Source organism: Streptomyces canus, from assembly GCF_001514145.1.
Lineage (GTDB): Bacteria > Actinomycetota > Actinomycetes > Streptomycetales > Streptomycetaceae > Streptomyces > Streptomyces canus.
Map to the genome: position 1 here is coordinate 97289 of NZ_KQ948668.1, position 19111 is coordinate 116399.

Below are 19111 nucleotides of genomic sequence, written 5' to 3' on the forward strand. Positions count from 1 at the left end.
GAAATGCCCCCCGCCGCCGGTCGGTCGGGTCCGTAACGTCGTAGGCATGACGACGACGAAGAAGAACGAGCCCGCGCCGGCCACGGACTTCCCCCCGGTCCTCACCCGTGCCGCCGACGCCGAGACGACCCGCGACCCCAGCAGCGTGATGACGCTCCTCGCGGACTCCGACCACACCGGCGGGCGGCTCACCGGCTACCGGTCGACCTTCGCCGAGGGCGCGGTCGGCGCGCCCGCGCACCTGCACACCAGGGCCGCCGAGATGTTCTTCGTGATCGACGGAGCGCTCCAGGTGCTGCTGGGCGAGGAGATCACCGTCCTGGAGGCGGGCGACTTCCTCGTCGTGCCGCCGCACACCCCGCACGCCTTCGCCGCCGCGCCCGGCAGGACGGCCGACGTGCTGTTCGTCTTCACGCCGGGCGCGGGCCGCTTCGACTACCTGCGGCTGCTCGGCCGGGTGATGCGCGGCGAGGCCGATCCGCAGGAGATCAAGGACTCCTCGGAGCGGTTCGACAACCACTACGTCGACAGCCCGGTGTGGCGCGAGGCGCTCGCGGCGCGGGCCTGAGAGAAGGCGGGAGGTCCCCGACAGCCGCATGGCGCCGGGGACCTCCCGCGTCCTCAGCCGGTGAAGCCGGCCGTGATCGAGGTGAACTGCCAGTTGTTCTGGCTGATGCCGGAGCAGTTGCTCGTCACTCCGCCGCCCGGGCACGGCCGGTCCCGGTTGACCGACCAGAACGCGAGCCGGGCGATGTGACGGGAGTTCGCCCAGTCACGGATCTGGGTCCAGATCGCCGTGCTGGTCAACTCCTGCTGATCACTGAGCCCGTTCATGCCGGAGATCCCCAGGTGGGCGTAGGCCGTGGCGTCGTCCCACCCGAAGGTCGACTTCAGCTTGGTCTTCAGCCCCTCCGCCGCGTTCACGGTGTTGCCGTACATGTCGCTGCCGCCGCCGAAGTCGAACGGCATGATCGTGAAGACGTCGATGTTCGCGTTCAGCGCCTTGGCCTGCTCGATCAGCCGGTTGCCCCAGTACGTCGGCCCGGTCGTCGAGGTGCCGAACGTGAGGATGGTCCTCAGACCCGGGTTGTTCGCCTTGACGATCTTCAGGGCGTTCAGGATCCGGTCCTGCACGGTCGCGTTCTCGAACTCGTCCGTGTTCTCGATGTCGACGTCGATGGCCTTGAGGCCGTACGCGTCGATCACCTTCTGGTAGGCACCGGCCAGCGCCTCGGGGGTCGAGCAGTTCGGACCGAGCTTGCTGCCGCTCCAGCCGCCGATCGACGGGACGATGTCGCCGCCCGCGGACCGGATCGAGTTGATGACGGACTGGTCGTTGCCGCCGGTCAGCGGCCTGCTGCCGTCCCAGGCGGGGTTGCAGCCACCGGAGGAGAGGATGAAGGCCATCGTGTACCACTTGATCCCGGTCGCGCTCATCACCGAGGTCGCGCTCGGCGGATCGCCCCAGCCGAGGTAGAGATAGGGGGCGGCCTGCTTGAACCCGGTCCCGCCACCGCCGCCCGCGTCGGTCGTCACGGACACGGCGTTGGAGGCCGCCGAGACGTTTCCGGCCGCGTCCCGGGCCTTCACGGTGAAGGTGTAGGAGGTACTGGCGGCGAGGCCGCTCACGGTCGCGCCGGTGCCGGACACGCTCAGCACCTGGTTCGACCCGCTGTAGACGTCGTACGCCGTCACTCCGACGTTGTCGGAGGCGGCGTTCCACGCGAGGGACACGCTGGAGGAGGTCTTCCCGGTGGACCGCAGACTCCCGGGCGCGCTCGGCGACTGCGTGTCCGAGCCACCGCCCCCGCCGGGCCCGTCGAGGCTGATGTCGTCGGCGTAGTAGGTGCCCTGGGCGTACCAGCCGTGGACGTAGACGGTGGCGCTGGTCTGCGAGGCGCCGGTGGTGAAGCTGGTGGTGAGCTGGCTGTACGCCGAGGGGGACGAGGTCCAGGTGGAGGAACCGCCGTTCACGCCGAGGTAGACGTAGGAGCCGCGCACCCAGCCGCTGAGGCTGTAGGTGGTGTTCGGCTGGACGGCGACGGTCTGGCTGCACTGGGCGTTGTCGCTCGAACTCACCGCGCCCTGAAGGGACTTGGTGCCTCCGTGCACGGGGGAGGAGACGACCGAACCGAGGTTGCCGGTGCAGGTCCAGGGGGAGAGATTCCCGGATTCGAAGCCGGGGTTGGTCAGGACGTTGGCCGCCTGAGCCGTGCCGGGCAGAGCGACGGCACCGACGAAAGCCAGTGCGGCGGTGCCGAGGAGCGCGAGAAGTCTGGAACGTCTGAGTGGGTTGCGCACGCGATCTCCCTGAAGATATGGGGGTGTTCGGGAGTGCAGAGAAGTGCAAGGGGGTGCGCAACCAAGTTGGTATGGACCAATCCGCCTGTCAAGATGAGCGGCGGGGATTGGTCCATACCGGTCGAGGGGAGCTGCCCAGGGGGCGGGGAACTACCTAGAGCGGCAGGGCCTGAGCCGTTTCCACCGCAGGTGCAGGCGCGGGAACGGAAGGCAACAACGGCTCGACCTCCTCGACCCGCTGATGAGGCACCGACACCGGCCGCAGCTGCCTGAGCCCCGACACCACCGTGTAGTCCTGCCCCAGGAACGGCGGCTCGATCACCCCGGTGTCCTCACCGAGCGCCAACTGCACAGCGGCCCAAGGCACGTTGACCCCGCACAGGGAGAGCTGGTGCAGCCCACCCGCAGGCCGCGTGTTGACGTCCATGAGCACGGGACGGTCACCGAACATCCGGAACTGGATGTTGGACAGATAGTGCAGCCCGAACCCCTCGGCGATCAGCCGTGCCGGTTCCAGCCACTGCTCGTGCTGGGTGAACCCGCGCCGCCGCCCGTTCTTCGTGCGGCCGATCGCCAGCCGCACCCGGTTGTCGGTCCCGGTGAGCGTGTCCACCGACACCTCCGGCTGCTCGAGACGCGGCATGACCAGCCAGTCCACCTGCTCGTCGGCCTGCTCGAGCGCCTCGACGACCGTGTCGAGCGACACGTACGGACTGGGGAACCCGTTGAGCTGCGCGAGCGAGAAGGGCGCGCGCGTGATGACCCGGAAGCCCACCCCGCCCGCACCGGACGCGGGCTTGAAGCAGGCCTTGTGGCCGTCGGCCTCCAGTTCCTCCACGGCCGCGACCAGCTCGTCCGCGGTCCGCACCCGCCACCACGGCGGCACCGGAACACCGACGGCCTGGACCGCCTCGTAGGCGACGACCTTGTCGTGGAAGACGGCGACGGCCTCCGGCGGCGGTGCGAGCAGCGCCGTACCGATCGCGGCGAAGTCGGCGCGGTGGGCGACGATCGCCGCCTGGTGCAGCCGGGGCACGAACACGTCGATGCCCCGCCGCTGGCACTGGTCGAGGGCGAACTCGACGTAGCCGGCCGGTGACAGCCCCTCCGGCTCCAGCTCGGCGGTGTCCGCGGCGGCCAGCACGGGCGAGTCGGCGTCTCCGTGCGTCGCATGGATCTCGACGGCTCTGGCGCTGGGATTTCGCCGCAGCTGATCCATGAAGAACACGTTCTCCGCGTACGTGCGGTTGAGCCAGACGCGTACGCGAGAGAGCATGCAGGCCGCCTTTCGGGTTTGCGGGCAGGGCGAAGCAGGCCCGTGCCCGGGCAGGGTGGTTGGAGGGTCACCAAACAGCCCCTTGCGAAGGGGAAGTTTCAGAGCGGTGGTGGTGGGGCGATCATACGGCTTTCCAGGGGGCACGCGTGCAACACCCGTGTTACGGAATTCCCGATCATGAAGCCCCGGCGCCCCGGGCCACTCTTGTACCAGGAAAACAAATGTGTTCTCGTGGTTCCACCCGGGTGCTCGGAAGGGGCGAGAGGTGACGTCTACGGCCGGTGGTGCGGCCCAGCTGCTGGCCGTCAGTGACCTGCACATCGGCTATCCCGAGAACCGCTCCCTCGTCGAGCGGATGCGCCCCGACACCGACGACGACTGGCTCCTGGTGGCCGGTGACGTCGCCGAGACCGTCGCCGACGTCCGCTGGGCCCTCGAGACCCTCGCCGGCCGCTTCCGCCAGGTCGTCTGGGCCCCCGGCAACCACGAACTGTGGACCCATCCGAAGGACACCGTCACCCTGCGCGGGGCCGCCCGCTACGAGCACCTCGTCCAGATGTGCCGGGAACTCGGCGTCCTCACCCCCGAGGACCCCTATCCCGTCTGGGACGGCCCCGGCGGCCCCGTCGCCGTGGCCCCGCTGTTCCTGCTCTACGACTACTCCTTCCTGCCGGCCGGCTGCACCACCAAGGAGCAGGGCCTCACGTACGCGCACGGCACCGGCATCGTCTGCAACGACGAGTTCCTGCTGCACCCCGATCCCTACCCGTCCCGCGAGGCCTGGTGCCGGGCCAGGGTCGCCGAGACCGAGCGCAGGCTCGCCGTGCTCCCCGACGACCTGCCCACGGTCCTGATCAATCACTACCCGCTGGACCGGCACCCGACGGACGTCCTGTGGTACCCCGAGTTCGCGATGTGGTGCGGCACCACGCTGACCGCCGACTGGCACCGCAGGTTCCGCGTGGAGACCATGGTCTACGGCCATCTGCACATCCCGCGGACCACCTGGCACGAGGGCGTCCGCTTCGAGGAGGTGTCGGTGGGCTATCCGCGGGAGTGGCGCAAGCGGCCGGAGCCGCCCGGACGGCTGCGCCGGATCGTGCCGGGGGAGGTCGGCGCACGGTGATCGAGGAACTCCTGCCGGACTCGGTGGTGGCCGTCGAGGCCTACGGTCACGACGAGCCGGAGAACGCCACGCTGTACCCCGAGGAAGCCGCGCTCGTCGCTGCCGCGGTCCCCAAGCGCCGCCGTGAGTTCACCGCCGTGCGGGCCTGCGCCCGCCGGGCCATGGAGAAACTCGGGGTGCCGCCGCAGCCCGTCCTGCCCGGGGAACGCGGCGCTCCGCGGTGGCCGGCCGGGCTCACCGGCAGCATGACCCACTGCGACGGCTACTGCGCCGCCGCCCTGGTCCGCGCGGCCGACCTGGCCTCCCTCGGCATCGACGCCGAACCCCACGGACCGCTCCCGGAGGGCGTGCTGGAGGGTGTCTCCCTGCCGGAGGAACGGGTCAGGCTGCGGGAACTCGCCGGGACGTACCCCGCGGTCCACTGGGACCGGTTGCTGTTCAGCGCCAAGGAGTCCGTCTACAAGGCGTGGTTCCCGCTCACCGGCAAGTGGCTGGACTTCACCGAGGCCGACATAGAGATCCTCGTCGACCCCGCAGAGCCCTCCGGCGGCACTCTGCGCGCCGAACTGCTCGTCCCCGGCCCGCTGGTGGGCGGCGAGCGCCGCGGTGTCCTGGAGGGTCGCTGGACGGTCCGGGGCGGCCTGGTCGCGACATCGGTGACCGTGCCGCACGCCTGAGCGCACGGCGCGGTCGTACGTCTAGGACTCCGGCGGACACCAGCTCTGCAGCAGCCTGAAGAACGCCTCCTCGTTGCCCTCGAGGCCCGCGTCCGCCAGCGCCTGTTCGGCCTCGGCGAGGACCGCCGGCGGGACGACCGGTGGTCGGGCGGTGTCGGGTGGGCCGGCCGCGGTGTCGAAGGCGGCTCGGACCGTGTGCAACAGCCGCAGATAGGCCTGGACGGCGGTGCGCTCACGGTCGGTCAGTACGGCGGTGGGCATCGGCGGCTCTCCCCAAGTCGGCGTCGGTCGCACCCCCGGGCGGGGCGCGTCGGTCGCAGCCCGTACGGGCGTGCATCTCCAGCTTGCCGTCCACCACTGACAATCCGGCTTCCGCGCCCGTTCGTTCGCCCGCTTAGCGGAGGCGAAACCTCACCGAAATCACCGGGGGGAAAGCGGTCCTACGCTGGGAGGAAGGGCTTTCGGCCGTCTTGATCCGCGGCCAGGGGAACGGGAGGTGAGCACATGGTCGACGACCCGCGCCGGCGCCCGGTGCGCGCCGTTCGGCTGCGCTCGGTGGGCGACGCAGAACTGGATTTGCAGTACCGCGTGGTGCACGGTTACCGCCGTGCATTCCGCATGGCGGGCGAGGGCCCGCCGCTCGTCCTCATCCACGGCATCGGTGACTCCTCGGCGACCTGGGCCGAGCTGATTCCGGACCTCGCCCGCACCCACACCGTGATCGCCCCCGACCTGCTCGGTCACGGCGACTCCGACAAGCCGCGGGCCGACTACTCGGTGGCCGCGTACGCCAACGGCGTGCGTGATCTGCTCACCACCCTGGGCATCGAGTCGGCCACTCTGGTCGGGCACTCGCTGGGCGGGGGAGTGGCCATGCAGTTCGCCTACCAGTTCCCCGAGCGCACCGAGCGGCTCATCCTGGTCAGCGCCGGCGGTGTGGGCCGCGAGGTCAACCCCGTGCTGCGGCTGGTCTCCCTGCCCGGGGCCCACCTCATGCTGTCGTCGCTGCGGCTGCCCGGCATGCGGCTCCAAGTGGGCCTCGCCGTCCACCTGATGAAGCTCCTGGACACCGACCTCGGCCAGGACGCCCCGGATCTGCTCAACCTCGTCGACGCCCTCCCGGACGAGACCTCCCGCAACGCCTTCATCCGCACCCTGCGCGCGGTCGTCGACTGGCGTGGCCAGGTCGTCACCATGCTCGACCGCTGCTACCTCACCGAGGGCATGCCGACCATGCTGCTGTGGGGCGACCGGGACAGCGTGGTACCTGTCCGGCACGCCTTCGGGGCGCACGAGGCGATGCCGGGCAGCCGCCTGGAGATCTTCGAGGGCGCCGGTCACTTCCCGTTCCACAGCGATCCCACGCGGTTCGTCTCGCTGGTCGAGGAGTTCACGGCGAGCACGGCCCCGGCGGACTGGAGCCGTGACCACTGGAGGCAACTGCTCCGGGACGGCGGCCCCGGCGCCTCGCGGACGCGTGGCGTGGACCGTGACCTGAGAGAGGCGAGCGAACGCAGCGCGACTTGAGGTGACGTGACGGCGGGGCAGGGTCAGCCCTGTGGGCCCAGATACCCCAGCGACGCCTCGATCCGCCCCGCCAGACGGTCCCGCTGCACCGGCCCCCGCAGCGACGAACCGGCCAGCCACGTCCGGCACTTGCTGGCCAGCAACAGGCCGAAACTCTCCGCCTCCCGCTCGTCGTCGAGCTCGAAGCGGCTACGGGCGGCCACCTTGCGGACCGTGGCCTGCAGATCGGCGTCGTCGCTGAGGAGGCGGGCGGCGACCGCGGCGCCCTCGACGTGGTGGGAGCAGTGGCCGGCGTTCATGTGCCACAGCTCGTGGCCGAGGATCACCAACTGGTGGTCGGGGGCGGTGCGTTCCTCGATCACCACGAGGTCCTGGTCGGCCATGTCGAGCCACAGCCCGCTGGCCGTGCCGGGCGGGAAGGGCGCCGTACGGAAGTGGACGGGGCGGCCCCGGCGTCTGCTCATCGCGTCGCACAGGGCGCCGTAGAGGTCCTCGGGCCGTGCCGGGGCGTCGAGTTCCAGCTCCGCCACCAACTCGCCGCTCAGGCGGCGCATGTGCTTACCGATGCCCACAGTTGTCTCCAGGATCAGGACTCGGGCCGCTTGACGCTCTCCAGGAGCATGTCCAGCCACTCGGCGACCTTGTCACGGTGCTGGTCGGTGGGCAGCTGCGCGGCCCGCCAGGCGATCCCGCGGACGCCGTGGTCCTGGAGCAGCCGCTCCAACGGGTCGTGGGCGGCCGCGGCGGCCTCCCGCTCCCGGTCGGCGAGCTTGTGCAGGAGCTCCTGCTCGGTGTGCTGGAGCGCACCCGCGAGCGCCTCGGGGTCCTCGGCCGTCAGGAACCCGGCGTGCACCCGGAAGAACCGCTGGATGGCGTCGCAGTGCTCCATGGTGGGGCGCCGGTCGCCGTTGATGAGCGCGCCCGCCTGCTGCCGGGACATGCCCGCGCCGTCGGCGATCTCCTGCTGGGTGTACTTGCGCCCGTTGGGCTTGAGCCGGGTGCGGCGCAACAGGTCGAGCCGCTGCAGGAACCGCGCCTGGACGTCCGGTTCACCCGCCGGGCGCCCGCTGAGCAGGGCCTTGACCACGGGCTCGGGGACACCCGAGGCGACGGACAGCCGACCGGTGTCGAAGACCTGCGCGTGCGGCACGCCGAGCCGGTCGGAGAGTGCGGTGACGCGGGCGACGACGGCCGTCAGCACGACCGTTGCCGCGTCGTCCGGGCTCTCGAAGCCATCCGACACCGACAGATCTCCTACGTCTCTCACCCGACTACTCACAGGCGGTCGCCGTGAACTTCCCGGAGAGTAGCCCGTTGTTCGAACTCACATCCAGGTGTCGCCACAACTGTGGCCAATTTCAGCCGTCAACAGCTACGGAATGCCACGATAGTTGACACCACTCGCTCCGGGGAAGCAGGATCAAGGCGCCGCGTGAAGGCCGCATAGGCAAGAGGGGTGACCTCCCGATGGCATATCAGGCAGGTGGGCAGCCGTCGGAACTGCGGCCCGTCCCCGAGGGGCTCGAAGCCCAGGCGTATCTTCAGGACTACGCCACGCTCCTGGAAGCCGTCCCCTTCCCGTCCGTCGTCCTCGACCACCGCTGGGACGTCGTCCTGGCCAACGCCGCTTTCGCGTCACTTTTCCGTGCCGTGGGTCCGCATCCGACGGCCATGCCGGGCGACAACTTCCTCCGGTTCGTCCTCTTCCACCCCGATGCGAGCAGTGTCCTCGGCGAGCACGAGTCGCGCTGGTGTCTGCCGATGCTCGCGCACTTCGCGGCCGCGGCGGAGCGGCACGGCCACGACCACGGCATCCAGGCGATCCGCCGGGACATCGCCCAGGACCCGATCATGGACGCCGCCTACCGGCACGGCCTGCCGCACTGGATCCGCGCGGTCGGCGAGCGGGCGGTGGAGCACGACGGCTCCGTACGCCCGCTGGTGCACCCCGACCCGCGCTGGGGCGCCACCGACTGCCGGGTCGTCGACGAGACCCCGCGCACCCTGCGCGACCTGGGCTACACCAGGCTGACCCTGGTACTCCGCCCGGCTCCCACCAGGCGCCGCCCGCGCCGCGCGACGACACATCTCACGGTGGTCCCCACCCCCCAGGCCTGACGGGCACCGTCGGCGTTCAGGTCGTCGACGGCGCCTCGTCAGTAAGTGTCCGGCCCCGTGGAGCAAGGGTGTTCCACGGGGCCGAGGTGTTCCACGGGGCCACCCCTGCCGGTTCACTCCGCCACCACGAGCACCAACGGCACCCCCTCGCACGGCACCAGCCGCGCCCCGTCGGCCCGCCCGGGCCTGCCCGTCGCCAACGCCTCCGCGAAGTCCGGGCCCTTGTCGAGGGAGCCGACCAGGTGGCGCGGGTCGGTGGACGCGGCGACCCGGCCGCGGGCGTTCACCAGACGGGCGGGGCCCGGGAGTTGGTGCAGCATCGGCATCACGGCCGCCTCGAAGTGCCGTAGATACACATCGGCCGCGGCCACCCCGGCGAACCGGCCCGCCACCTCGACCGGCGCCGACAGCGTCAGGCTGTACTCGTCGGAGCAGAGGTAGTCGACGTACGGCCCGGCCACCGCCCGCTCCCCGGTGTCGCGGGGGAGCGCGAACCAGTCCCAGTGCGTGTAGTCGGCGTACGCCGAGTGCTCGGGGTCCAGGTCGAGCGGCAGCGGCCTTACGTCACCCTCCGAGCCGGTCTGCCACCACTCCAGCCACGCGGGTACGTCCGTGAGCAGTCCCGGCGCGGCGACGAACCCGACTCCGGACACCAACGCGTGCCGGGCGAGCCGCAGATGAAGACCCGGGCGCAGGGCGGCGAGGTCCACGGTGGCGGGGCGCCTGCCCTCGGCGGCCACCCGTTCGAGCAGGGCCGTGGTGTCCGCGCGGGTCGCGGCCACGGCGTCGAAGACCGTCTCCACGGCCGAGCGGACCCGCGCCGCGACCGACTCCTCCGGTGCCTTGTCGAGCATTGCCGTCGCGAGGCCCATGGCTGCCCTCCAGCGGACGGGACCCGTCGAGCGAGGCGGCTACAGCGACAGACGCAGGGCGATCAGCCGTGCCGTGGACTCCCGCACGCATCGCTCGGCCAGTTCCCTGGCCGATTCGTGGGCCCCATCCTGCACGGCGGAGATGACGAATCGGAGTCGCTCGGACACCTCTTCACGATATTCGCCGTCCCCGAGCACAAGACACAGCAGTGCCCCGACCTCCGTCTGCAGGGCGACCTGCTCCCGGGTCAGCCGCGCCGACTGCGCGGCCGCGGACAGCTCCACATGGAAGCGTCCGTAGAGGCGACTGCGCGCCGCCGCGTCCTCCGCCTGCGCCAACTCCTCGGCTGTCCGCCGTAGTTGTACGAGGTCCTCGGGCTCCGTGCGCTCAGCCGCCAGCCTCGCCGCCGTACCGGAGAGGGCGGCCCAGTGGTCGCCGAGGTCGCGCAGTTCCTCGGTGCTCCAGCCACGCAGACGGACCTTGAGCCGTTCCTCGCCCGGGGCTTCGGGCAGCGAGACGAAGGAGCCGCCGCCGCGGCCCCGGCGGGTGGTGACGAGCCCCTGCTGGCGCAGCGCCATGAGCGCCTCCCGCAGGGTCACCGTGGACACGCCGAGCTGACCGGCCAGCTCGCTCTCGCCCGGCAGCTGCTCACCGTCGCCGAGCAGCCCGAGCTCGATGGCGTCGCCGATCCGGCGCACGACCGCGTCCACCCGCGCCCCGCTGTCGACCGGGGCGAACACGGCTCTGCGGGCGCCGCCGTCGATGCGCTGCTGGTTCACGGCCACCACCTTGCACGTTGACTCAAGCTTTACCCTAAGGGGGCCTTGAGATTGGAACTATGACTTCATATGTTTTCGGTCTATCGGTCAACGCCCGAGCGAGCCAGAAAGGTTCCCGCCCATGGAGGGAAGCGCGATCCGGCTGCACCATCTGCGGAAGTCGTTCGGTGAGACGACCGCCGTGGCCGGGATCGACCTGGAGATCCGGGACGGGGAGTTCTTCTCGATGCTCGGCCCCTCCGGCTCGGGCAAGACCACGGTCCTGCGCCTGATCGCCGGCTTCGAGACCCCCACCGAGGGCCGCATCGAGCTCGCCGGACAGGAGGTCACCGGCCTCGCCCCCTTCGAGCGGGACGTCCACACCGTGTTCCAGGACTACGCCCTCTTTCCGCACATGAGCGTCGAGCAGAACGTCGCCTACGCACTCAAGGTCCGGGGGGTGCCCAGGGCGGAGCGGGCGGTGCGGGCGCGCAAAGCGCTCGGCGAGGTGCGTCTGGAGGGCTTCGGCAGGCGGCGTCCGGCCCAGCTGTCCGGCGGGCAGCGCCAGCGGGTCGCTCTGGCCCGGGCCCTCGTCGGCCGTCCCAGGGTGCTGCTGCTCGACGAGCCGCTCGGGGCGCTCGATCTGAAGCTGCGGGAGGAGATGCAGGTCGAGCTCAAGGCGCTGCAGCGCGAGGTCGGCATCACCTTCGTGCTCGTCACCCACGACCAGCAGGAGGCCCTGACGATGAGCGACCGTATCGCCGTCTTCCACCAGGGCCGTATCGAACAGGTCGGCACCCCGGCCGAGATCTACGAACGCCCCGCGACGCCCTTCGTGGCCTCCTTCGTCGGCACGTCCAATCTCCTCGAGGGGGACACCGCCCGGCGGATCGTCGGCATGGCCGGCACCTACAGTGTCCGGCCCGAGAAGATCCGCATCCTGAAGGAGTCCGCGCAGAGCGACGAGCCGGAACACGCCTCTGCGACCGGCACCGTCGCCGAGGTGGTCTACCTGGGCGACGCCACCCGCTTCCTCGTCGACCTCGACGGGGGCGGCCGCCTCACCGCCCTTCAGCAGAACCTGGAGACGTCGTCCGAGGATGTGGCCGCCTACCGGGGTGCCCGGGTGCGACTGCAATGGCACAGGCGGCATGCCGTCGCGGTGCCCCCCCACTGACTGACCCCTTCTCGCGGATGGAGTACGTCGTGCGCCTCACCCTCAAGGCGGCTGTGGCCGTCACCCTCCTGTGCGTCGCCACCGCCTGTGGCTCCTCCGACTCCGGCTCCGGCGGCTCCTCCGACGGACTCAACCCGCCCGACCTCAAGGCGCCCACGAAGCTCGGCGCGACCGAGGGACAGGTCAATCTGATCGCCTGGGCCGGCTACGTCGAGGACGGCTCCAACGACCCGAAGGTCGACTGGGTCAGCGACTTCGAGAAGCAGACCGGCTGCCAGGTCAACTCCAAGACCGCCGCCAGCTCCGACGAAATGGTCAAGCTGATGAAGACCGGTCAGTACGACGCCGTCTCCGCCTCCGGCGACGCCTCCCTGCGCCTCATAGCCTCCGGCGACGCGGCCCCCGTCAACACCGCCCTCGTCCCCAACTACCGGGACATCTTCAGCGGGTTGAAGGACGGCGCCTGGAACTCCGTCGACGGGAAGATGTACGGCGTCCCGCACGGCCGGGGCGCCAACCTGCTGATGTACAACACCGCGAAGGTCACGCCCGCGCCGACCTCCTGGTCCGCCGTGTTCGACGACGCGTCCACGTACAAGGGCCACGTCACCGCGTACGACTCACCGATCTACATCGCCGACGCGGCGCTGTATCTGAAGGCCACCGAGCCCGATCTCGGCATCAAGGACCCCTACGCCCTCGACCAGAAGCAGTTCGACGCCGCCGTCGCCCTGCTCAAGCGGCAGAACGCGAACATCGGCGAGTACTGGAGCGACTACCTCAAGGAGATCTCCGCGTTCAAGAGCGGCGACTCCGTGGTCGGCACCACCTGGCAGGTGATCGCCAACCTCACCGCCGACGAGGGCGCCAAGGTCAGGGCCTTCGTCCCCAAGGAGGGTTCGACCGGCTGGTCCGACACCTGGATGGTCTCCGCCAAGGCCAAGCACCCCAACTGCGCCTACAAGTGGCTCGACTGGATCGTCTCGCCGAAGGTCAACGCCCAGGTCGCCGAGTACTTCGGCGAGGCACCCGCCAACTCCAAGGCCTGCGACCACACCAGCGACAAGAACTTCTGCACGACGTACCACGCCTCCGACGAGGGCTACTGGAAGAACATCGCCTTCTGGAACACACCCATCGAGCAGTGCCTTGACGGCCGCACGGACGTCACGTGCGTGCCGTACGCCAAGTGGGTCCAGGCCTGGACCGAGATCAAGGGCTGAGGCATGGTCCTGCTGACGCGGACCGCGGGGGCGCTGCACCGCCGCCCCCGGCTCCGGCTCTCCCTGCTCCTCGCCGCCCCGCTGCTGTGGCTGGCGGTGCTCTATCTCGGTTCACTGACCGTGCTGTTCGTCTCCGCGTTCTGGACGACGAACTCCTTCACCTCCGAGGTCGTGAAGGTCTGGTCGACCGCCAACTTCCGCGAGCTGTTCACCACGCCGGTGTTCCGGCAGGTGATCCTGCGGAGCGTGGGGGTGGCGCTGGCCGTCACCGTCCTGTGCGCGGTGATCGCCTTTCCGGTCGCCTTCTACACGGCACGGGTCGCACGGCCCAGGTGGCGCCCACTGCTGGTCGTCGCCATCCTCACCCCGCTGTGGGCGAGTTACCTGGTCAAGGTGTACGCCTGGCGGCTGATCCTCTCCGAGGGCGGGCTCGCCGACTGGATGCTGAAGCCGTTCGGGTCGAGCGGCCCCGGGTTCGGCCTCACGGCGGCCGTGCTGACGCTGACGTACCTCTGGCTGCCGTACATGATCCTGCCGATCCACACGGCGCTGGAGCAGCTGCCCGGCAACCTGCTCGACGCCTCGGCCGACCTGGGGGCGCGGGCCGGCCGGACCTTCCGGTCGGTGGTGCTCCCGATGGTGCTGCCGTCGGTGGCGGCCGGGTCGATCTTCACGTTCTCACTGAGCCTCGGCGACTACATCACCGTGCAGATCGTCGGCGGCAAGACCCAGCTGATCGGCAATCTCGTCTACTCCAACATCGAACTCAACCTGCCGATGGCCGCGGCGCTCGGCACGGTCCCGGTGGTCGTCATCGTGCTGTACCTGCTGGCGATGCGCCGCACCGGCGCCCTGAGCAGCCTGTAGAGGAGCCCCGTGCAACTGTCCCGCTCCGCCCGTATCGCACTGCGCGTCGCCGCCGGGTTCGGCTTCGCGGTGATCTACGTCCCGCTCCTGCTCGTCCTCGTCAACTCCCTGAACCCCGACCGGAGCGCGAGCTGGCCCCCGCCGGGCCTGACCCTGCACTGGTGGTCGGTGGCCTGGGAGAACTCGGGCGCCCGTGAGGCGCTGTGGGTCTCGGTCAAGGCGGGCCTCGGCGCCACGGCCATCGCACTGGTCCTCGGAACGCTCATCGCCTTCGCCGTGGCCCGGTACCGCTTCTTCGGCCGGGAGGCCCTCTCCTTCGTGGTCGTCCTGCCGATCGCGCTCCCGGGCATCGTCACGGGCATCGCCCTCAACTCGGCGTTCAGCACGGTGCTCGAGCCGCTGGGCGTCGGCCTCGGCCTGTTCACCGTGGTCGTCGGCCACGCCACCTTCTGCATCGTCGTGGTCTTCAACAACGTCGTCGCCCGGCTCCGCCGCACCTCCGGCTCCTACGAGGAGGCCGCGATGGACCTGGGCGCGAATACCTTCCGCGCCTTCGTCGACGTCACCTTCCCCCTGGTCCGCTCGGCCCTCCTCGCGGGCGGCCTGCTCGCCTTCGCCCTCTCCTTCGACGAGATCGTCGTCACCACCTTCACCGCGGGGCCGGGCGTCGAGACCCTCCCCATCTGGATCTTCAACAACATGACCCGCCCGCAACAGGCGCCGGTGGTGAACGTGGTGGCGGCCGTGCTGGTCCTGCTGTCCGTGCTTCCGATCTACGGGGCTCAGCGGCTGTCGGCGGACACGGCGACGGGAAGCCGGGTCTGACGTCGTGGAGCGTCCACTGCACCGTTTACGCAAACGACTTGCATAAATTGCGCTATTCTTGCGTTCATGACGCGACGACTTGCCGAGGTGGCGAAGAAAGTCGGGGTCAGCGAGGCCACGGTCAGCCGGGTGCTCAACGGCAAGCCGGGAGTCTCCCAGGCCACCCGGCAGGCGGTGCTGTCCGCGCTGGACGTGCTCGGGTACGAGCGGCCCACACAGTTGCGCGGGGAGCGCGCGCGGCTGGTGGGGCTGGTGCTGCCGGAACTCCAGAACCCGATCTTCCCGGCGTTCGCCGAGGTCATCGGCGGGGCGCTGGCCCAGCTCGGGCTGACGCCGGTGCTGTGCACCCAGACCAAGGGCGGGGTGTCCGAGGCCGATTACGTGGATCTCCTGCTGCAGCAGCAGGTCTCCGGTGTCGTCTTCGCCGGCGGGCTCTACGCCCAGGCGGACGCGCCGCACGACCACTACCGGCGGCTCGCCGACCGGAACATCCCGGTGGTGCTGGTCAACGCGTCCATAGGCGACCTCGGCTTCCCGGGCGTGTCCTGCGACGACGCGGTGGCCGTCGAGCAGGCCTGGCGACACCTCTCCTCCCTGGGGCACGAGCGGATCGGGCTGGTCCTGGGGCCCGCGGACCACATGCCGTCGGCCCGCAAGCTGGCCGCGGCGCAGGGACTCGGCGAGCTGCCTCAGGAGCGGGTGGCGCGGGCCATGTTCTCCATCGAGGGCGGGCACGCGGCGGCCGCCCGGCTCATCGACCGCGGCGTCACCGGCTTCATCTGCGCCAGCGACCCCCTCGCCCTCGGTGCCATCCGGGCGGCCCGCCGCAAGGGACTCGACGTGCCGGGCCAGGTGTCGGTGGTCGGCTACGACGACTCCGCCCTGATGAACTGCACCGAACCTCCGCTGACCACCGTCCGCCAGCCCATCGAGGCCATGGGCCGGGCCGCCGTGGAGCTGCTGAACGCGCAGGTCGGCGGCAGTGCCGTACCGCCCGAGGAACTGCTCTTCGAACCCGAGCTGGTGGTCCGGGGGTCCACCGCGCAAGCGCCTCGCGGCTGAGATCCACGACTCTCTCATCGCTCTGTCGAATAATTACAGATTCTGCGTGACATCTTGCGGACAGATGTCGGCGGTGCTTGAGTGTGCGGCGCCCACCGCTCCTGCCACGAGGGGTCCACCGATGAGAAGCACCGGGTACCGCCGTACCGTCGCCGCGCTCAGTGTCTGTTCCCTTGCCCTCGCCGCCTCCGCCTGTGGATCGGGCGACGACACGGCGAGCGGCAAGACCCGCATCACGGTCAACTGCATGCCGCCCAAGAGCGCCAAGGTCGACCGTCGGTTCTTCGAGCAGGACATCGCGTCCTTCGAGAAGCAGAACCCGGACATCGACGTCGTCGCGCACGACGCGTTCCCCTGCCAGGACCCCAAGACCTTCGACGCCAAGCTCGCCGGCGGGCAGATGGAGGACGTCTTCTACACGTACTTCACCGACGCCAAGCACGTCGTGGACATCAACCAGGCGGCCGATCTCACCCCGTACGTCAAGGAGTTGAAGAACTACGACTCCCTCCAGCAGCAGCTGCGCGACATCTACACCGTCGACGGGAAGATCTACGGCATCCCGCGCACCGGCTACTCGATGGGCCTGATCTACAACAAGAAGCTCTTCGCGAAGGCCGGCCTCGACCCCGAGCAACCTCCCGCCACTTGGGAGGAGTTGCGCGCCGACGCCAAGAAGATCGCCGCGCTGGGCGACGGCACCGTCGGCTACGCCGACTACAGCGCCCAGAACCAAGGCGGTTGGCACTTCACCGCCGAGCTCTACTCCCAGGGCGGCGACGTCGTGAGCCCGGACGGCAAGAAGGCGACCATCGACACCCCCGAGGGCCGGGCCGTCCTGCAGAACCTGCACGACATGCGCTGGACCGACGACTCCATGGGCAGCAAGCAGCTCCTCGTCATCAACGACGTCCAGCAGATGATGGGTTCGGGCAAGCTCGGCATGTACCTCTCCGCCCCGGACAACATCCCGATCCTGGTCAAGGAGAAGGGCGGCGACTACAAGGACCTCGCGCTCGCCCCGATGCCCGGCGGCGAGGGCACGCTCATCGGCGGCGACGGCTACATGGTCAACAAGAAGGCGAGCCCCGACCAGATCAGGGCGGGCCTGAAGTGGCTCGACCACATGTTCCTCAGGCCCGGCGCGGGATTCCTCGGCGACTACTCCCGCGCCAAGAAGGCCGACGCCCCGGTCGGCCTGCCCGAACCGCGCCTGTTCACCGGCGCCGCCGACACCAAGGACCAGCAGGTCAAGAAGGCCAACGCCAATGTGCCGGTGGAGAACTACCAGGCATTCCTCGACGGCAACCAGTCGCTGAAGATGAAGATCGAACCGCCGCACGCCCAGCAGCTCTACTCCGTCCTCGACGGAGCCGTCTCCGCCGTCCTCACCAAGAAGGACGCCGACATCGACCAGCTCCTGAAGGACGCCTCCGGCAAGATCGACGGCATCCTGGCCCGGAGCTGACCCCCGTGAAGACGGTGGAAAGCCCGCCCCACGAGGCCGTCGCCGTACCCCCGATCCAGGCGCCGCCTCCCGCAGGGGACCGGAGGCGGCGCCGCCTCGCCGACCAGGCCCGCGCCTACGGCTTCCTCCTCGGCGGACTGCTCTGCTTCGCCCTTTTCTCCTGGTACCCGGCGATCCGCGCCGTCGTGATCGCCTTCCAGAAGTACACGCCGGGTTCCGAGCCCGAGTGGGTCGGCACCGCCAACTTCACCCGCGTGTGGCACGACCCGGAGTTCACCGCAGCCTGGCGCAACACCCTCACCTTCACCCTGCTGGCCCTGCTCATCGGCTTCGCGATCCCCTTCGTCATGGCCCTGGTGCTCAATGAGCTGAGGCACGCGAAGGCGTTCTTCCGGGTGGTGGTCTACCTGCCCGTCATGATCCCGCCGGTGGTCAGTGCCCTGCTCTGGAAGTGGTTCTACGACCCCGGAGCCGGCCTCGCCAACGAGGCGCTGAGTTTCCTGCACCTGCCCACCTCGAACTGGTCCAACGGCGCCGACACCGCGCTCGTCTCCCTGGTGATCGTGGCGACCTGGGCCAACCTGGGCGGCACCGTCCTGATCTACCTGGCCGCCCTGCAGTCCATCCCCGGCGAGCTGTACGAAGCCGCCGAACTGGACGGGGCGAACCTCCTCCAGCGCATCCGTCATGTGACGCTCCCCCAGACCCGGTTCGTCGTCCTGATGCTGATGCTCCTTCAGATCATCGCGACCATGCAGGTGTTCACGGAGCCGTTCGTGATCACCGGTGGCGGTCCGGAGAACGCCACGGTCACCGTTCTCTACCTGATCTACAAGTACGCGTTCCTCTACAACGACTTCGGCGGCGCGTGTGCGCTGAGCGTCATGCTCCTGGTGCTGCTGGGCGCCTTCTCCGCCGTGTATCTGCGGCTGACCCGGTCCGCAGAGGGGGATCTCGCATGAGCACCCGCACCCTGATCTCCCCGGCGACGCTCGCCCGCCCGCGCGGCAGGGCCGTCTACTGGACCGTCTTCACCGCGGTCGTCGTGCTCTTCGCGCTCGCCTTCCTCTTCCCCGTCTACTGGATGGTCACCGGGGCGATGAAGTCACCGGACGAGGTGACGCGCACGCCGCCCACCCTCGTCCCCGAACAATGGCACCTCGACGGCTACACCGACGCCTGGGACCTCATGCAGCTCCCGCAACACCTGTGGAACACGGTGGTCCAGGCGGCAGGTGCCTGGGCGTTCCAGCTCGTCCTGTGCACGGCCGCCGCCTACGCCCTGTCCCGGCTCAGGCCCGTCTTCGGCAAGATGGTCCTCGGCGGGATCCTCGCCACGCTGATGGTCCCGGCCCAGGCCCTGGTCGTACCGAAATACCTGACCGTGGCCGACCTGGGCCTGCTCAACGACCCCCTCGCCATCTGGCTGCCGGCCGTCGCCAACGCCTTCAACCTGTACCTGCTCAAGCGGTTCTTCGACCAGCTCCCGCGCGATGTGCTGGAGGCCGCCGAGATCGACGGGGCCGGAAAGCCGCGCATCCTGTGGTCGATCGTGCTGCCCATGTCGAGGCCGGTCCTCGGGGTGGTCTCGATCTTCGCCCTGGTCGCCGTCTGGCAGGACTTCCTGTGGCCGCTGATGGTCTTCTCCGACACCGACAAGCAGCCCATCAGCGTGGCACTCGTCCAGCTGTCGCAGAACATCCAACTGACCGTGCTCATCGCCGCGATGGTGATCGCCAGCATCCCGATGGTCGCCCTGTTCCTCGTCTTCCAGCGGCACATCGTCGCCGGGATCGGCGCGGGCAGCACGAAGGGCTGACACCATCCGTCCGC

The 19111-nt window shown here is 69.8% G+C and carries 20 protein-coding genes; 13 read left to right on the forward strand and 7 right to left on the reverse strand.

The features are described 5' to 3' along the window. The first annotated feature begins 46 nt into the window (after nt 1-46). On the forward strand, nt 47-568 hold the full coding sequence (locus tag AQJ46_RS34550) for a cupin domain-containing protein (RefSeq protein WP_059209304.1): 522 nt from the start codon (nt 47-49) through the stop codon (nt 566-568). A 53-nt stretch (nt 569-621) separates the two neighbouring features. On the opposite strand, the gene AQJ46_RS34555 is transcribed toward AQJ46_RS34550, so the two are convergent. Then, entirely contained in the window at nt 622-2301 is a 1680-nt protein-coding gene (locus AQJ46_RS34555; RefSeq protein ID WP_059209305.1) for a carbohydrate binding domain-containing protein, read from the reverse strand. Nucleotides 2302-2455: 154 nt separating this feature from the next. Then, complete coding sequence (locus AQJ46_RS34560) at nt 2456-3577, reverse strand: ATP-grasp domain-containing protein (RefSeq protein ID WP_057612719.1); 1122 nt, start codon at nt 3575-3577, stop codon at nt 2456-2458. 265 nt (nt 3578-3842) lie between these two features. Between AQJ46_RS34560 and AQJ46_RS34565 the strand changes: the two genes are divergently transcribed. Both AQJ46_RS34565 and AQJ46_RS34570 read left to right on the forward strand, forming a co-directional pair. Beyond that, complete coding sequence (locus tag AQJ46_RS34565; protein ID WP_059209306.1) at nt 3843-4703, forward strand: metallophosphoesterase family protein; 861 nt, start codon at nt 3843-3845, stop codon at nt 4701-4703. Further along, nucleotides 4700-5380, forward strand: a complete 681-nt coding sequence (locus AQJ46_RS34570) for a 4'-phosphopantetheinyl transferase family protein (protein ID WP_059209307.1) — start codon at nt 4700-4702, stop codon at nt 5378-5380. Before AQJ46_RS34565 ends, AQJ46_RS34570 begins: the two co-directional genes overlap by 4 nt. A gap of 21 nt (nt 5381-5401) precedes the next feature. On the opposite strand, the gene AQJ46_RS34575 is transcribed toward AQJ46_RS34570, so the two are convergent. Further along, nucleotides 5402-5641, reverse strand: coding sequence for a hypothetical protein (locus AQJ46_RS34575; RefSeq protein WP_059209308.1), 240 nt, complete (start codon nt 5639-5641; stop codon nt 5402-5404). Between the two features lie 243 nt (nt 5642-5884). Here AQJ46_RS34575 and AQJ46_RS34580 point away from each other — a divergent pair, with 243 nt between their 5' ends. Next, nucleotides 5885-6907 carry an alpha/beta fold hydrolase gene (locus AQJ46_RS34580; RefSeq protein WP_059209309.1) on the forward strand — a complete coding sequence of 341 codons (1023 nt, stop codon included), beginning with the start codon at nt 5885-5887 and terminating at the stop codon, nt 6905-6907. Between the two features lie 23 nt (nt 6908-6930). On the opposite strand, the gene AQJ46_RS34585 is transcribed toward AQJ46_RS34580, so the two are convergent. Both AQJ46_RS34585 and AQJ46_RS34590 read right to left on the reverse strand, forming a co-directional pair. After that, nucleotides 6931-7461, reverse strand: coding sequence for a hypothetical protein (locus AQJ46_RS34585; RefSeq protein ID WP_059209475.1), 531 nt, complete (start codon nt 7459-7461; stop codon nt 6931-6933). Nucleotides 7462-7493: 32 nt separating this feature from the next. Continuing rightward, nucleotides 7494-8150 carry a helix-turn-helix domain-containing protein gene (locus AQJ46_RS34590; protein ID WP_059209310.1) on the reverse strand — a complete coding sequence of 219 codons (657 nt, stop codon included), beginning with the start codon at nt 8148-8150 and terminating at the stop codon, nt 7494-7496. Between the two features lie 224 nt (nt 8151-8374). Here AQJ46_RS34590 and AQJ46_RS34595 point away from each other — a divergent pair, with 224 nt between their 5' ends. Further along, nucleotides 8375-9025 (forward strand): MmyB family transcriptional regulator, encoded by a 651-nt coding sequence (locus tag AQJ46_RS34595; RefSeq protein ID WP_057610109.1) that lies wholly within the window; start codon nt 8375-8377, stop codon nt 9023-9025. Between the two features lie 113 nt (nt 9026-9138). Here the strand turns inward: AQJ46_RS34595 and AQJ46_RS34600 are convergent, their stop codons facing one another. Both AQJ46_RS34600 and AQJ46_RS34605 read right to left on the reverse strand, forming a co-directional pair. Then, nucleotides 9139-9897 carry a cache domain-containing protein gene (locus AQJ46_RS34600; protein ID WP_059209311.1) on the reverse strand — a complete coding sequence of 253 codons (759 nt, stop codon included), beginning with the start codon at nt 9895-9897 and terminating at the stop codon, nt 9139-9141. Between the two features lie 39 nt (nt 9898-9936). Further along, nucleotides 9937-10677 carry a FadR/GntR family transcriptional regulator gene (locus AQJ46_RS34605; protein ID WP_059209476.1) on the reverse strand — a complete coding sequence of 247 codons (741 nt, stop codon included), beginning with the start codon at nt 10675-10677 and terminating at the stop codon, nt 9937-9939. 121 nt (nt 10678-10798) lie between these two features. On the opposite strand from AQJ46_RS34605, the gene AQJ46_RS34610 reads away from it, so the two are divergent. From AQJ46_RS34610 to AQJ46_RS34645, 8 genes are all read left to right on the forward strand, one after another. Further along, nucleotides 10799-11833 (forward strand): ABC transporter ATP-binding protein, encoded by a 1035-nt coding sequence (locus AQJ46_RS34610; protein WP_059209312.1) that lies wholly within the window; start codon nt 10799-10801, stop codon nt 11831-11833. A gap of 17 nt (nt 11834-11850) precedes the next feature. Continuing rightward, nucleotides 11851-13056 carry an ABC transporter substrate-binding protein gene (locus tag AQJ46_RS34615; RefSeq protein WP_208617027.1) on the forward strand — a complete coding sequence of 402 codons (1206 nt, stop codon included), beginning with the start codon at nt 11851-11853 and terminating at the stop codon, nt 13054-13056. 3 nt (nt 13057-13059) lie between these two features. Then, entirely contained in the window at nt 13060-13923 is an 864-nt protein-coding gene (locus AQJ46_RS34620; RefSeq protein ID WP_059209313.1) for an ABC transporter permease, read from the forward strand. Nucleotides 13924-13932: 9 nt separating this feature from the next. Next, complete coding sequence (locus AQJ46_RS34625; RefSeq protein WP_059209314.1) at nt 13933-14748, forward strand: ABC transporter permease; 816 nt, start codon at nt 13933-13935, stop codon at nt 14746-14748. A 66-nt stretch (nt 14749-14814) separates the two neighbouring features. Continuing rightward, nucleotides 14815-15810, forward strand: coding sequence for a LacI family DNA-binding transcriptional regulator (locus AQJ46_RS34630; RefSeq protein WP_208617028.1), 996 nt, complete (start codon nt 14815-14817; stop codon nt 15808-15810). A gap of 121 nt (nt 15811-15931) precedes the next feature. Continuing rightward, the gene (locus AQJ46_RS34635) at nt 15932-17278 is read left to right on the forward strand and encodes an ABC transporter substrate-binding protein (RefSeq protein ID WP_059209316.1); all 1347 of its coding nucleotides are present in this window, start codon (nt 15932-15934) and stop codon (nt 17276-17278) included. 5 nt (nt 17279-17283) lie between these two features. Next, nucleotides 17284-18240, forward strand: coding sequence for a carbohydrate ABC transporter permease (locus AQJ46_RS34640; protein ID WP_059209317.1), 957 nt, complete (start codon nt 17284-17286; stop codon nt 18238-18240). Then, nucleotides 18237-19097: a carbohydrate ABC transporter permease gene (locus AQJ46_RS34645; RefSeq protein ID WP_059209318.1), complete on the forward strand. Its 861-nt coding sequence runs from the start codon at nt 18237-18239 to the stop codon at nt 19095-19097. The genes AQJ46_RS34640 and AQJ46_RS34645 overlap by 4 nt, the downstream gene beginning before the upstream one ends. The last annotated feature ends 14 nt before the right edge of the window (nt 19098-19111 follow it).

Coding starts and splice junctions, on each gene's coding strand:
- AQJ46_RS34600 (WP_059209311.1), bottom strand. CDS start 9,897: ATGGGCCTCGCGACGGCAATGCTCGACAAGGCACCGGAGGAGTCGGTC.
- AQJ46_RS34575 (WP_059209308.1), bottom strand. CDS start 5,641: ATGCCCACCGCCGTACTGACCGACCGTGAGCGCACCGCCGTCCAGGCC.
- AQJ46_RS34610 (WP_059209312.1), top strand. CDS start 10,799: ATGGAGGGAAGCGCGATCCGGCTGCACCATCTGCGGAAGTCGTTCGGT.
- AQJ46_RS34635 (WP_059209316.1), top strand. CDS start 15,932: ATGAGAAGCACCGGGTACCGCCGTACCGTCGCCGCGCTCAGTGTCTGT.
- AQJ46_RS34620 (WP_059209313.1), top strand. CDS start 13,060: ATGGTCCTGCTGACGCGGACCGCGGGGGCGCTGCACCGCCGCCCCCGG.
- AQJ46_RS34615 (WP_208617027.1), top strand. CDS start 11,851: ATGGAGTACGTCGTGCGCCTCACCCTCAAGGCGGCTGTGGCCGTCACC.
- AQJ46_RS34580 (WP_059209309.1), top strand. CDS start 5,885: ATGGTCGACGACCCGCGCCGGCGCCCGGTGCGCGCCGTTCGGCTGCGC.
- AQJ46_RS34595 (WP_057610109.1), top strand. CDS start 8,375: ATGGCATATCAGGCAGGTGGGCAGCCGTCGGAACTGCGGCCCGTCCCC.
- AQJ46_RS34585 (WP_059209475.1), bottom strand. CDS start 7,461: ATGCGCCGCCTGAGCGGCGAGTTGGTGGCGGAGCTGGAACTCGACGCC.
- AQJ46_RS34550 (WP_059209304.1), top strand. CDS start 47: ATGACGACGACGAAGAAGAACGAGCCCGCGCCGGCCACGGACTTCCCC.
- AQJ46_RS34560 (WP_057612719.1), bottom strand. CDS start 3,577: ATGCTCTCTCGCGTACGCGTCTGGCTCAACCGCACGTACGCGGAGAAC.
- AQJ46_RS34645 (WP_059209318.1), top strand. CDS start 18,237: ATGAGCACCCGCACCCTGATCTCCCCGGCGACGCTCGCCCGCCCGCGC.
- AQJ46_RS34630 (WP_208617028.1), top strand. CDS start 14,815: ATGACGCGACGACTTGCCGAGGTGGCGAAGAAAGTCGGGGTCAGCGAG.